At 67.3% G+C, this 12,320-nt stretch carries 11 protein-coding genes and 1 tRNA gene; 1 reads left to right on the plus strand and 11 read right to left on the minus strand.

What is annotated here, in order from left to right; translation table 11 throughout:
* Positions 1-80 precede the first annotated feature (80 nt).
* The 11 genes from U9J41_RS09585 to U9J41_RS09635 form a co-directional block, all read right to left on the minus strand.
* Positions 81-548, minus strand: a complete 468-nt coding sequence (locus tag U9J41_RS09585; RefSeq protein ID WP_322401966.1) for a MaoC family dehydratase — start codon at positions 546-548, stop codon at positions 81-83.
* Complete coding sequence (locus U9J41_RS09590) at positions 541-1,011, minus strand: MaoC family dehydratase (RefSeq protein WP_322401967.1); 471 nt, start codon at positions 1,009-1,011, stop codon at positions 541-543. The genes U9J41_RS09585 and U9J41_RS09590 overlap by 8 nt, the downstream gene beginning before the upstream one ends.
* Positions 1,008-2,174, minus strand: a complete 1,167-nt coding sequence (locus U9J41_RS09595) for an acyl-CoA dehydrogenase family protein (RefSeq protein ID WP_322401968.1) — start codon at positions 2,172-2,174, stop codon at positions 1,008-1,010. Before U9J41_RS09595 ends, U9J41_RS09590 begins: the two co-directional genes overlap by 4 nt.
* Before the next feature lie 8 nt (positions 2,175-2,182).
* A complete protein-coding gene (locus tag U9J41_RS09600) occupies positions 2,183-3,385 on the minus strand; it encodes an acyl-CoA dehydrogenase family protein (protein WP_322401969.1) in 1,203 nt (400 codons plus the stop codon).
* A 140-nt stretch (positions 3,386-3,525) separates the two neighbouring features.
* The gene (locus U9J41_RS09605; RefSeq protein WP_322401970.1) at positions 3,526-4,317 is read right to left on the minus strand and encodes a PEP-CTERM sorting domain-containing protein; all 792 of its coding nucleotides are present in this window, start codon (positions 4,315-4,317) and stop codon (positions 3,526-3,528) included.
* A 188-nt stretch (positions 4,318-4,505) separates the two neighbouring features.
* The gene (locus U9J41_RS09610; protein ID WP_322401971.1) at positions 4,506-6,770 is read right to left on the minus strand and encodes a carboxy terminal-processing peptidase; all 2,265 of its coding nucleotides are present in this window, start codon (positions 6,768-6,770) and stop codon (positions 4,506-4,508) included.
* A 167-nt stretch (positions 6,771-6,937) separates the two neighbouring features.
* Entirely contained in the window at positions 6,938-7,498 is a 561-nt protein-coding gene (locus U9J41_RS09615; RefSeq protein WP_322401972.1) for a hypothetical protein, read from the minus strand.
* A 12-nt stretch (positions 7,499-7,510) separates the two neighbouring features.
* The gene (locus U9J41_RS09620) at positions 7,511-8,062 is read right to left on the minus strand and encodes a thymidine kinase (RefSeq protein WP_322401973.1); all 552 of its coding nucleotides are present in this window, start codon (positions 8,060-8,062) and stop codon (positions 7,511-7,513) included.
* A gap of 95 nt (positions 8,063-8,157) precedes the next feature.
* The gene (locus U9J41_RS09625) at positions 8,158-8,784 is read right to left on the minus strand and encodes a PEP-CTERM sorting domain-containing protein (RefSeq protein WP_322401974.1); all 627 of its coding nucleotides are present in this window, start codon (positions 8,782-8,784) and stop codon (positions 8,158-8,160) included.
* Positions 8,785-8,916: 132 nt separating this feature from the next.
* The gene (locus tag U9J41_RS09630; protein ID WP_322401975.1) at positions 8,917-11,160 is read right to left on the minus strand and encodes a penicillin acylase family protein; all 2,244 of its coding nucleotides are present in this window, start codon (positions 11,158-11,160) and stop codon (positions 8,917-8,919) included.
* 16 nt (positions 11,161-11,176) lie between these two features.
* A complete protein-coding gene (locus U9J41_RS09635) occupies positions 11,177-11,983 on the minus strand; it encodes a hypothetical protein (protein ID WP_322401976.1) in 807 nt (268 codons plus the stop codon).
* A gap of 177 nt (positions 11,984-12,160) precedes the next feature.
* Here U9J41_RS09635 and U9J41_RS09640 point away from each other — a divergent pair.
* Positions 12,161-12,247, plus strand: a tRNA-Leu gene (locus U9J41_RS09640).
* The last annotated feature ends 73 nt before the right edge of the window (positions 12,248-12,320 follow it).

A 12,320-nucleotide genomic window follows, 5' to 3' on the forward strand; every position in this document is an offset into this window, starting at 1 on the left:
CCAAGACCTGCATGCGCCGCGACGGCGCGCGCAACTTGGGTCCCCGCCTGCGCGGGGACGACGGTTCGCAGATCGCGGTCTCAGGCGTAACGGCGCACGAGGAATTCGGCCACGCAGACGGGCTTCGTGCCGCCCTCGCGTTCGACCGTGACGGCGAGCGTGAGCTGGCTGGATCCCGCTTCTTCGTCCAGCGCCGCCAGCACGATCGATCCGCGCACGCGGCTCCCGGCCGGCACCGGCGCTGGAAAGCGCACCTTGTTCAGCCCATAGTTCACGACGAGCTTCGCATCGACCATCACGAGCACGTCGGCCAGCATGGACGGCAGCAGCGACAGGGTGAGGAAGCCGTGCGCCACGGTCGTGCCGAACGGCGATTCGCGCGCGCTGCGGTCGGGGTCGACGTGGATCCACTGGTGGTCGTCGGTGGCGTCGGCGAACGTGGCGATGCGGTCCTGGCCGACCTCGAACCAGCGCGAGCGGCCGAGCTCCGTGCCCACCAGGACCTTCAGCGCATCCAGCCCGCGCACTTCGTGCAATGCCTTAGCCATCGCGCGTCTCCCCGCCGGGACGGCGCCCGAACATGCCCATCCCCTCGACCGTGCACACGGTCGCGCCATGCTGGTTGATGGCGACCCACGTCGACCAGACGACGCCGCGGTCCGGCTTCGACGCCGACGCCTTCACCTGCACGGTCCGGTAGCGCACGTTCAGCGTGTCGCCCGCGCGCACGGGCGCGAGCCAGCGCACGCCATCGAGCCCAGGCGAGCCCATGCTCGACGATCTGCCGAGCAGCCCGTCGACCACGAGCCGCATCATCATGCCGCACGTGTGCCAGCCGCTCGCGATGACGCCGCCATAGATCGAGTGCGCGGCCGCATCCCGGTCGACGTGGAACGGTTGCGGATCATAGGCGCGCGCGAACGCGACGATCTCGTCTTCCGTGACGGTGCACAGGCCCAGGTCGATGTCTTGGCCCGGCTCGAAATCCTCGAAATACCAATAGGCTTTCATGCGGCCTCCCGGTCGAGGAAGCCGGGCTGCGCGATGAAGCGGGCCAGGTGGTGGTCGCAGTCGCCCAGGGTCAGTTCGAACGTCGACAGGCGCTTGAAATAATGCGCCGCCGGCAGCTCGTCCGTCACGCCCATGCCGCCGTGCAGCTGGACCGCCTGCTGGCCGACGAAGCGCGCGGCCTGGCCCACGCGGTACTTGGCGGCGGCGACCGCGCGGCGGCGCTCGGCCGCGTTGCCGGCCCCGGCCTCGCGCGTGTCTTCCGCGACGCGCACGGCCGCCAGCAGCGCCATCGAACGGGCCTGCTCCAGGTGCACGTACATGTCGGCCATGCGGTGCTGCAGCGCCTGGAATTTGCCGATCGGGACGCCGAACTGCTGGCGCGTCTTGAGGTAGTCGAGCGTCGCGCCGAACAGGGCGTCCATCGCGCCGAGCGCCTCGGCGCACAGCAGGGCCGCACCGTAGTCGGCCGCCGCTTCCAGGATGTCCCAGCCGGCGTCCGCCGTGCCGATCACGGCGGCGGCGTCCACGCGCACGTCGCGCAGCAGCACGTCGGCGGCACGCTGGCCGTCCAGCATGCGCACGTCCCGCACGGCGACGCCCGGCGCATCCGCCGCGACCGCGAACAGCGTGATGCCCGCCTCGTCGCGCTGGCCGCCGCCGGTGCGCGCCGACACGACGAGCACGCCGGCCTGGGCGCCGTGCAGCACGACCTTCTTTTCGCCGTTCAGGCGCCAGCCGCCGCCGTCCCGGACGGCCTGGGTGGCGATGTCGCGCAGGTCGTGGCGCGACTGGCGTTCGCCCAGCGCGCACGCCAGCTTCAGTGTCCCGCCCGCGACGCGATCAAGCAGGTCGCCGTGGGCGCCGCCGCGGCGCAGGAACTCGGCGCCCAGCATCGTCGCGACATACGGTTCGACGACGAGGCCGCGGCCCAGCTCCTGCATGACGACGAACATGTCGACGGCGTCGCCGTCGAAGCCGCCGTGCGCTTCCGGCAGCGGCAGCGCCGTCAGGCCCAGCTCGGCGAGCGTGGCCCAGGCGGCGTCCGACACCCCGGTGGACGAACCGACGATGGCGCGGCGGGCCTCGAACGTGTAGTCGCGTGCGATCCAGCGCTTGAGCGCATCCGCCAGCTGCAGTTGCTCTTCCTTGAAGTTGAAGTCCATGTCTTTCCTCACAGGCCCAGGATCATCTGGGCGATGATGTTGCGTTGGATCTCGTTCGATCCGCCGTAGATCGACGTCTTGCGGACATTGAAGTAATGCGGCAGCAGCGGCGCGGCGAAGTCGTCGTCGATGGCGCTGTGTTCGCGCGCGCCGTCGAGATACGCCGCATCGAACGGCAGCGCCAGCGGTCCGGCCGCCTCGACCATCAGCGCCGACAGCCGCTGCTGGATCTCGGTGCCGCGCACCTTGAGCACGGACGCTTCCGGACCCGGCGCCTTGTGGGCGTCGGCCAGCACCCGCAGCACGGTCATCTCGAGCGCCATGAGTTCGATCTCCAGGTCGGCGACCTTCGCCGCGAACAGCGGGTCGAGCAGCAGCGGCCGGCCATCCTTCTGCTCGCGCCGCGCCAATACCTTCAACCGGGCCAGTTCGCGCTTGGACCGGCCCACGGCCGCGATGCCCGTACGCTCGTGGCCCAGCAGATACTTGGCATACGTCCAGCCCTTGTTTTCCTGGCCGACGAGGTTAGACACCGGCACGCGCACATTGTCGAAAAAGACCTCGTTCACTTCGTGGTCTTCGTCCAGCATGATGATCGGGCGCACCGTGACGCCGGGCGCATGCATGTCGATCAGCAGGAAGGAGATGCCCTCCTGCTTGCGCACGCCGGGGTCGGTACGGACGAGGCAGAAAATCATGTCGGCGTACTGGGCCAGGGTGGTCCAGGTCTTCTGGCCGTTCACCACGTAGTGATCGCCGTCGTCGTCCCGTGCAAGGACGGCCGTCGTCTTCAGCGACGCGAGGTCGGACCCGGCGCCCGGCTCGGAATAGCCCTGGCACCACCAGTCCTCGCACGACAGGATGCGGGGCAGATAGTAGTCTTTTTGCGCCTGGCTGCCGAAGGCCATGATCACGGGCGCGACCATGTTCACGCCGAACGGCAGCACGGGCGGCGTGCCGGCGCGGGCGCATTCCTCGTCGAAGATGTGGCGCTGGACGGGCGTCCAGCCGGGCCCGCCGTACTCGCGCGGCCAGCCGGGCGCGGCCCAGCCCTGGCGCGCCAGGATCCTGTGCCAGCGGACGTAGTCGTCCTTTTGCAGGCGCAGGTGGTTGTCAACCTTGTGGCGCAGGTCGGCCGGCAGCTCGGCCTCGATGAAGGCGCGGACCTGGTCGCGGAAAGCCAGGTCGTCGCCGGTGTAGGTCAGGTCCATATTGTCTCCTTTGTTGTGCCGGCCAAAAAAGCACGACCGTTCAAAAGATTGTACCTGAAATCACTGGCCGATAAAGGGGCGCCTCCCAAAAGCATCGCCCCCGCACGGGGCGGGGGCGATGACTGCGTGATTGCCGCGGATCAGTGCTTGCGGCGGCGAACGACGCCCATCGCGCCCAGCATGCCCGCAAGCATCAGGGCGATCGACGACGGTTCCGGTACGGCGGCCGCGGCCGGCAAGCTCACCGGCAGGCCGGCGCCGATGCCGGTATCGAGTCCGCTGTCGTCGGCGTTCTTGGCCGGCACGGGCAGCTCGACGATGGCGCCGCCCGTCTGGCCGCCGGCGGCCGGCGTGACGACCGTGGCGCCATTGCCCGAATTGCCATAATTGCCCGAAGGCGCCCCGTCGACGCTGTTGCCGACGCCCGTCGATCCGCCGCCCTTGGTGGTCCCGCCGCCAGTGACCGCGCCGCCGCCAGACGACCCGCCGCCGGATGCACCGCTGCTGCCGCCGCCGCCGATGCTCCCGCCCGGCGCCCCCGACTGGCCAGGCGTGACCACCTTGCCGTCGCTGGTGGACACCACGGACATCCCGTTACCCAGCATTGCGGCGAGCTTGGCGTTGCTGGTGCTCAGCAGATATGTGCCTTCGATACCCTGCGAATACGACAATTTGACATCCGTACCGGTCTTCCCGACGCTTGCGCTCGCCTTTTGATACAACGCCTCGGCAAGGTTACCACTGCCATAGGCCGCACCGCCGACCAGGCTGACGCCGTTCGCCAGCACGCCCGAGCCGACGACGTCGGCGCCGTTGCCGCCGGTCCATCCGGACAGGAAACCCGATTGGGCCGCCGCCGAGACCACTTCCGCCTGGGCCCCGCAGGCGTTCCCGAACAGGAGAGCCGCCGCGATGAGGTAACGAGTTGACATAATGAACTCCTTGTTCAGTGTGAAAAGTTATTTTTAATTTAACTGCTGAGCCAATGTATCACAGCTGCAAAAATCACAATTTTCAATTGAACGACATAAAAAAAGGCGAGGCCCCATGGGGAGCCTCGCCTTCGGCCATGTTTTCCGGCTGAAAAGCCGGAAATGTCTATGGCATAGTTAACAATTCATCAGTTGCTGTTTTGTTTCAACATCGACAAGTACGGCATGGCGCGCGATGCCATCCGGGTATCCGCCCTGAGCATGCCGGCCTCGTCGGCCAGGATGTGAGCCGCTTCCTGCAGATAGACGTCCTTGGCGTTCTTGGCGGCCTTCTCGGCGGCCAGTTCGACCGTCAGGCTGCGCTCGTCGCCCTGCAGGCCGTCGTCGGCGCCCGCCGCGCCTTTCAGCACGACATTCGTCTTCTTCGGGCTCGTCGGCGACGGCACCTTGCCGCGCTGTTCCTTGCTGCCCGGACCCGACACCGGCTCGTCCGGATTGTCCTTGCCGGCCAGGCGCGATTCGCGCAGGCGCGCCTTGGCTTCCTGGTTCTCGCGCTCCTTGCGGCGCACCGCTTCGTTCAGCGAGATGACGTTGTCCTTGCGCAGCTTGAGGGCTTCGGCGATGTCTTGCTCGATGTCCAGGAAGTCGCGGTCCTTCGCGACGCGCGCGTCATGCTTCTTCTGCAGCGGATTGAACAGCTCCTTCAAGTCGCCGGCCGGCATATAGGTCGCCGGCTTGATCTGCACCCACGGCAGCGCGTTCTCGTACGACTGCTCGCCGAAGTTGTCGTCGTCCGACGTCACGGGGAACTTGATGTCCGGCGTGACGCCGCGCAGCTGCGTCGTGCCGCCGTTGATGCGGAAGAACTGGGCGATCGTCATCTTCAGCTCGCCGTACTTCAGCTTGTCGTTCTGCGAGAAGCGGTCGAGGTTGATCAGCGTCTGCACGGTGCCCTTGCCGAAGCTCGGCTCGCCGATGATGATGCCGCGGCCGTAGTCCTGGATCGCGGCGGCGAAGATCTCCGACGCCGATGCGGAACCGCGGTTGATCAGCACGCCCATCGGACCGTCCCAGGCGAGGCCGGCATCGGTGTCGCTCTCGACCTCGACGCGGCCTTCGGCGCTGCGCTGCTGCACGACCGGGCCCTTGTCGATGAACAGACCGGTCAGTTCGACCGCCTCGATCAGCGAACCGCCGCCGTTGTTGCGCAGGTCGATCAGGACGTTGTCGACCTTCTCCTTCTTGAGTTCGCCAAGGATGCGCTTCACGTCGCGGGTGGCGCTCTTGAAGTCCTTGTCGCCCTTGCGGCGCGCCTCGAAGTCCTGGTAGAAGGTCGGCAGCTGGATCACGCCGATGCGGCGCTTCACGCCGTTGTCGGTGACCTCGATGATCTTCTTCTTGGCCGACTGCTCTTCCATGCTGATCTTCTGGCGCACGAGCGAGATCGTCGTGTGCTTGCCGTCCTGGCCGACGTCGGCCGGCAGCACGTCGAGGCGCACCGTCGAATTGCGCTCGCCGCGCACGAGCTGCACGACGTCGTCGATGCGCCAGCCCATCACGTCCGTGAACGGGCCGTTGCCCTGCGCGACGCCGACGATGCGGTCGCCGACCTTCAGCTTGCCGGACTTGTCGGCCGGGCCGCCGGGGACGACTTCACGGATCACGGTGTAGTCCTCGCGCGACTGCAGCACGGCGCCGATGCCGTCCAGCGACAGGCGCATGGCGATGTCGAAGTTCTCGGCCGAGCGCGGGCCCAGGTAATTCGTGTGCGGCTCGATCGCCATCGCGTACGCGTTCATGAACATCTGGAACACGTCTTCGTTGTTCAGCTTCTTGAGGCGGCTCTGGTAGCCCTCGTAGCGCTTGTCCAGCGTCTCGCGGATCGACTTGTCGTCCTTGCCGGCCAGCTTGAGGCGCAGCCAGTCGTTCTTCACGCGCTTGCGCCACAGGTCCCTCGCTTCGTCCTCGTTCTTGGCCCATGCGGCCTTCTCGCGGTCGATCTGCAGCGTCTCGTCCGTGCTGAAATCGAACTTGCCCTTCAACAGCTCGCGGGCGTATGCCATGCGGTCGAAGAAGCGCTGCTGGTACACGTTGTAGATCTGGAAAGGCACCGTCAGGTCTTCGTTGTTGATCGCATCGTCCAGCTTGTTGCGGACGGGCGCGAAGCCGTCGATGTCGGCCTGGGTGAAGTACAGCTTTTCGCTGTCGAGCGCCTTGAAGTAGGCGTCGAAGATCTTCGCGGACATCGCGTCGTCGAGCGGCGTCGCCTTGTAGTGGTAGCGCGCGAGCACGCGCGATGCCCACAGGGCGGCCTGGGTCTGGGCGGCGGATGGCTTGAGCTGGACGATGGCGGCCTTGTCGGTCTGGACGGCGGCGGCCTTTTCCGGCTGCGCCGTGACCACGTGGGCCGACATGGCAAACGCCAGCGCGACCAACAACATCTGCTTCTTCATTCTATAGGTTCTCCGGACGGGATATTCAATGGCGACTGCCAGGCGGGAGGGCTGACGGTCGCGCCGACGCAGCGGCGGATGCGACCCATTCTACAGGATAGCGCAGCGGCGCAGAGCCGGCTTGTACGCGTTTCAGCCGAGCTTAAGTCTGGACGGCGGCCGCGCGCCTACGCTTTTACAAATCGAAACAAACTGGTCTGAAACCAGCACAGGGCGAGGCCGGCCGCCGCGATGATCAACAGATAAGGCCAGCTGCGCAGCGACAGTTTCCAGTCGACGGGCGACGGCCAGAACGACAGGAACTGCGGCGCCAGCAGCAGGGTCAGCGCCAGGTCGGCCGGGCCGAAGTGCCAGGCCGCGCGGGTGCGCCACCACGCGACGCCCACGGGCACGAGCAGCACGAGGAACGGCGCGAGCGCCGCCGGCGCCGCGTTATACCAGCGCAGGTTGGCAAAAGACACAGACCCCAGCTCCCACGTGCGGCCGTTGCGGCGCGGGATGATGGTAAAGCCGACCGGATCGGCGCCGAGCAGCAGCCCGACGGCGAAATGCGCGAGCTCGTGGCAAAACGTGCCGACGGCGCTGAACAGGAAAAAGACGGGGTGCGCCCGGGTGACGATCCAGATCAGGAAGGCCAGCGCCAGCGACGGCACGAGGTACAGCAGGATCTCGCCCAGGCCGCAGGCCCAGGCGGGCAGATGAGTAAGGCAACCGGCCGGCCAGGACATGGTCGCGCCGCGTCAGCCCAGGTAGAAACAGCGGCCGCAGGCCTGGCGGTAGCTGTCGTTGCCGCCAATGCTGACCTGCTCGCCTTCGCGGATGCGGCGCCCTTCCGCGTCGACCCGGATATTCATCGTCGCCTTCTTGCCGCACGTGCAGATATTCTTGATCTCCTCGATGTCGTCGGCCAGCGCCAGCAGGTAGGCCGAGCCGGGGAACGGATCGCCGCGGAAATCGCTCCGCAGGCCGTAGCAGATGACGGGCACGCCGCGCACCTGGGCCAGCTGGTGCAGCTGCACGACCTGTTCCCGCGTGAGAAACTGGGCTTCGTCCACCAGCACGCACGCCACCGCCGGCGCGTCGTCCAGGAAGTTCGTGCGCTGGTCGAACACGTCGGTCTGGCGCTGCGGACCCAGGCGCGACGTGATCTGGCCGACGCCGTAGCGGTCGTCGATGGCGGCGGTGTACAACCGGACCTTCTGGCCCTGCTCTTCGTAGTTGTGCGCCACCTGCAGCAACGACGTCGATTTGCCGGCGTTCATCGCCGAGTACCTGAAATAGAGTTTTGCCACTGCCCTGCCCCGCGCTGGAATGCCGTTGTTCGATCCCCCGATTATAGCAATCCGGCATGCGGCGGCGCCAGGGTGGACAGGCGGCGTCAGCGGCGTCAGCGGCGCCGGCGCGCGGCCAGGCCGAACACGCCCAGCCCGGCCAGCAGCATGCCGTAGGTGGCCGGTTCCGGCACCGCGAGGACGACGTTGTTCGCCGTCGGCCAGTACGCGCCGCCGTCCGTGGCCAGGGTCACGGACGTCAGCGGCGACGTCGACACGAAACCGACGAACGAGGACGTCGTCGCGCCCGCGGCATCGTAGGTGAGCGTGCCGCCGTCGGCGGCCGTCAGCACGACGTTGCCGTCCACGAACTGGCCGGCGACGTCCGACGCGAAGAACTGGCCACCGAAGGCGCTCACGCCACCGCTGAAGTCCGAGAACACGATGGGGTTGTCGCGGGTATTGTTCGACAGCCAGAAATCGGTCGGACCGCCCGCCCCCCAGATGCCGGTGGCGGAATACGCCTGGTAGCTATAGGCGGCGGCCGTACGAAAGACAGTGTCGTCGTACGGTGCGATGGTCAGGTCGTCGAAGGTATCGACGCCGGGCGCCGAGACCGCGCTCAGGAAGTCGCTCTGGGAGGTGTAGACCGTGATGTCGGCCCGGGCGCCGGCCGTGGCGCACAGCATGGCGGCAAGGCACAGCGGTTTCAGCAGATACTTCGGCAGCGATTGGATACGCACGATGCACTCCTTGGTTGGTTGGACAGCCGTGTGGCGACCACCAGTAGATCGGAAAATGCAAACCGCATACTTGTCGAAACCGGTATGTACGCCCGGATTTGCGGTGCGTATAAAGTGCGCGCCCCGGGCGGCTCATTCGCCAGGGTGATATTTGCGCTCGAGATGTTTTTCGATGTCCGCCCTGGTGTAGAGGACGTCCTTGAATTCGCCGCGGCTGTACATCGCGGCCTGGTCCGTGAAATGGGGCGACGCGGGATCGCCGCTCTCGCCGCCGGCCAGGATGCTCTTCGCGCGCACGTGCGGGCCGAACTCGACGGCCGCGACGAAGCTGTTGCCGCGGTCGCCATAGATGCGCCTGGTCGTCTGCCGCGCCGTCATGCCGAACGACGCCAGCGAGCCCCAGTTCGCCGACGTGAAGCCGACCGGCAGGCTCGGCTTGGCGTCGTCGTAGTGCTGGCCGACGGCGCCGGACAGCCGCTGGAAGCGGTTGATCTCGCCCCACGGCGTCTTCCAGCTGCCGAAGTCGGCCTGCAATTTGTCGCTCGCGCGCGCCAGCGCGTCGAGGCGCTCGCGCGGACTCAGGGACGTCTGCACGAAGTCGATCACGGGCATCCCGCGCGCCTTCGCGCGGGCCGACGATTCCCCGACCATGTCCTGGCCCCAGTACACGGCCAGCGACGTGGCCACGGACGCCGTCGAAAATCGCAGGTCCCAGCCGCGCAGCAGCGCCACCTGGCCGGCCAGCCGCGTCTTCAGCGGGTCGCCGTCCGGCAGCGCGTCCCAATCCTTCGCGACGCCCGGGACGAGCGGCTCGAACGCCGTCAAGTAACTGTCGTAGGCCTTGGCGATGAGGCCGTCGAGCGTGAGATCGCGCGCGTCGTGCAGCACGCGTTCGGCGTGGATGCCGCGCGGATTCTGCGGCAGCGACCACATATAGCGGGGATACGCTGAGCAATCCGGGCTGCTCGCACCGAAACCCGTGCACGGCCAGTTGTTCGTGTTCGAGACATACCCGCTTTCGGGGTTGAACACGGTGATCGTCTCCTCGACGTCGTGCAGGCCCTTCCACTCGGTGGCCGGGTCGCTGCCGTCGACGGGTTTCGTCCAGTCGAAGCGCGCATCGCGGCGCGGGATGAAATTGCCGTGGAAGTAGGCGATATTGCCGTCGGCGTCCGCATACACGGTGTTGTTCGACGAATTCGTGCGCAGCGCCATGACCTTGTAGAACCCGGCGTAGTCGCGCGCCTTCGTGCGGCCGTACGACTGCATCAGCGCGTGCATCGGGTCGGCCATCATGCGCACGGCCACCCATTTGCCATCCTGCGCGCGGATCACGGGCCCGTGGTGCGTGAAGTACGCCGTGACCGTGCGGGTGGCCATGCCGTTGGCCGTGCGGTACGGCAGCGTGATGGTCTTCCCGCGCACCGCGCGTTCGGCGGCGCCGTACTTGTAGACATAGGTGCCGTCGCGCCGGGTCACGGTCTCCAGGTACTCGTCGATGACGTCGCCGCCGCCCGACGTGTGCATCCAGCCGATACGGTCGTTGAAGCCCTGGTAGATGAAGAACTGGCCCCAGGTGACGGCGCCGTACGCGTTCAGGCCCTCCTCGCTGACCATGTGGATCTCGGGGCGGAAGTAGAACGATGTGTGCGGATTGATCAGCAGCAGCGCGTGGCCGCCGGCCGTGCGCCGCGGCGCGATGGCGAAGCCGTTCGAGCCTTGCGGCTCCGGGTCGCCCCCCTTGCCCGCATCGCCCAGGTCGGCCAGCGCGACCGGCGCGGCCAGCTGCCTGCCATAGAACGCTTCCAGCGCCTTCAGGTCGATGGTCTCGACGTCGCCGCCGATGCTGCCCTCGCTGAACGCGAGCGCCATCCACGGCTCGAAGCGCGTGAGCAGCTTCGGCTTCACCTGCGGATGCGTGACGAGATACCAGTTCAGGCCATCGGCATACGCGTCCATCAGCGTCTTCAGCCAGGCCGGACTCGCCGCATACTGTGCCTTCATGTCGGCGGGGTCGATGTACAGCTTCATGCGCAGGTCGCGCCAGATCTCCTTCTCGCCCTCCACTTCGGCCAACCGCCCCAGCGCATTGATGTAATTGAGCTCGACGCGGTTGAAGTCGTCCTCGACCTGGGCGAACAGCATGCCGAACACGGCGTCGGCGTCCGTCTTGCCGAACACGTGCGGGATGCCCCACTTGTCGCGCATGATCGTCACCCGCCGCGCCGTCGCCTTCATGCGCGCCAGTTCGGCCGGCGCGAAGGCCGCGCGGACCGTCGCGGCGACCGGCGCCGGCCCTTCGGCAAGCACGGGCCGCGCCAGCGCGAACAACGCGGCACAGGCGACGGCGAGCGGGGTCGGGCGGGCCATCGTCATGGCGGCTCCGCGAGGGTCAGGCGGCGCCGAGCGCAGCCAGTTTTTGGCGCAGCACTTCGTTTTCCGTCATCAAGGTGGCGACGCGGTCCTTGAGTTCACCGACCTGGCTGCGCAAGGCCTTGACCTGGTCTTCCGGCGAATCCGGCACGGTCTCCTTCTTCGGCTTCGCGCCCGCCTTCTGCTCGCGCACCTGGCGCGCGGCCTGCTGCAATTCCTTGCGGCCGCCGGCGACGGCGGCGACCTGCGCATCGGCCGGCAGCGACGCGACGCTGGCCGCCGCGCTGACCGAAATCGTCCCGCTGCGCACGGCGTCGACCAGTTCCGGCGCCGCCGTCTTGCGGATGCGCTCGATCTGGCTCAACGTGTTCGCGGACACGCGCGCGGCCTTGGCCACGTCCTCGCGCGTGCTCCAGGGCGGATCGGACGGATCGTCGGCCGCTTCCTGCGGCGCCGCTTCGGGCGCCGTGTCCGGCGGCTGCTGGGCGGCGCGCTGGGCCGCGCGCGCGGCGACGATTTCCTTCTTGCGCAGCGCGAGCATGCCGCGCTGGAAATCGGAGACGCTGCGGCGCGCGAGGTTATTGTCGATCACCCACAGCATGACGTCTTCGAGCGAGTCGAACTTGTCGTTGGCGACGGTGCGGAACGGGATGTCGTGCTTGCGGCAGATGTCGTAGCGGTTGTGCCCGTCGATCAGCACGTCGCGCCACAGCACGAGCGCATCGCGGCAACCGTCGGCCAGCAGGCTGCGTTCGAGCGCCGCGTATTCGACGGGCGTAAGGGGATCGATGAAAGAGCGGAGTTCTTCGTTGATCGTGATATTCAATGGTTTTCCTTGCATGGTCCTGCCGCGGCGGCGGCGGCCGCGGGCGTGTCGCCCCGCATGCTACACCATGCGCGCGCCCGGTTGAAGGGAACGGCACAGCCGCTGGCCGGCGCCCGCTCCGTCAACATTGCATTTTCGACCCTGACCAGGTCCGACTGTGCTAGAATCCTGCGCGCTGCCCGGATGGTGAAACTGGTAGACACCCGGGACTTAAAATCCCGTGCCAGCGATGGCGTGCCGGTTCGATCCCGGCTCCGGGCACCACTTTTTCAGTCGCACCATCGCCGGGTGTGTCAGCTGCCCGCCGGCCGAGATCGAGGGCTTCGATCGGCCTGGT

This window comes from Massilia luteola (assembly GCF_034420155.1).
Classification (GTDB): domain Bacteria; phylum Pseudomonadota; class Gammaproteobacteria; order Burkholderiales; family Burkholderiaceae_D; genus Telluria; species Telluria luteola.

Bases quoted from the DNA above. Each gene is read 5' to 3' on its own strand.
- U9J41_RS09585 (WP_322401966.1), bottom strand. From the start codon at position 548: ATGGCTAAGGCATTGCACGAAGTGCGCGGGCTGGATGCGCTGAAGGTC.
- U9J41_RS09610 (WP_322401971.1), bottom strand. From the start codon at position 6,770: ATGAAGAAGCAGATGTTGTTGGTCGCGCTGGCGTTTGCCATGTCGGCC.
- U9J41_RS09590 (WP_322401967.1), bottom strand. From the start codon at position 1,011: ATGAAAGCCTATTGGTATTTCGAGGATTTCGAGCCGGGCCAAGACATC.
- U9J41_RS09600 (WP_322401969.1), bottom strand. From the start codon at position 3,385: ATGGACCTGACCTACACCGGCGACGACCTGGCTTTCCGCGACCAGGTC.
- U9J41_RS09630 (WP_322401975.1), bottom strand. From the start codon at position 11,160: ATGACGATGGCCCGCCCGACCCCGCTCGCCGTCGCCTGTGCCGCGTTG.
- U9J41_RS09615 (WP_322401972.1), bottom strand. From the start codon at position 7,498: ATGTCCTGGCCGGCCGGTTGCCTTACTCATCTGCCCGCCTGGGCCTGC.
- U9J41_RS09595 (WP_322401968.1), bottom strand. From the start codon at position 2,174: ATGGACTTCAACTTCAAGGAAGAGCAACTGCAGCTGGCGGATGCGCTC.
- U9J41_RS09605 (WP_322401970.1), bottom strand. From the start codon at position 4,317: ATGTCAACTCGTTACCTCATCGCGGCGGCTCTCCTGTTCGGGAACGCC.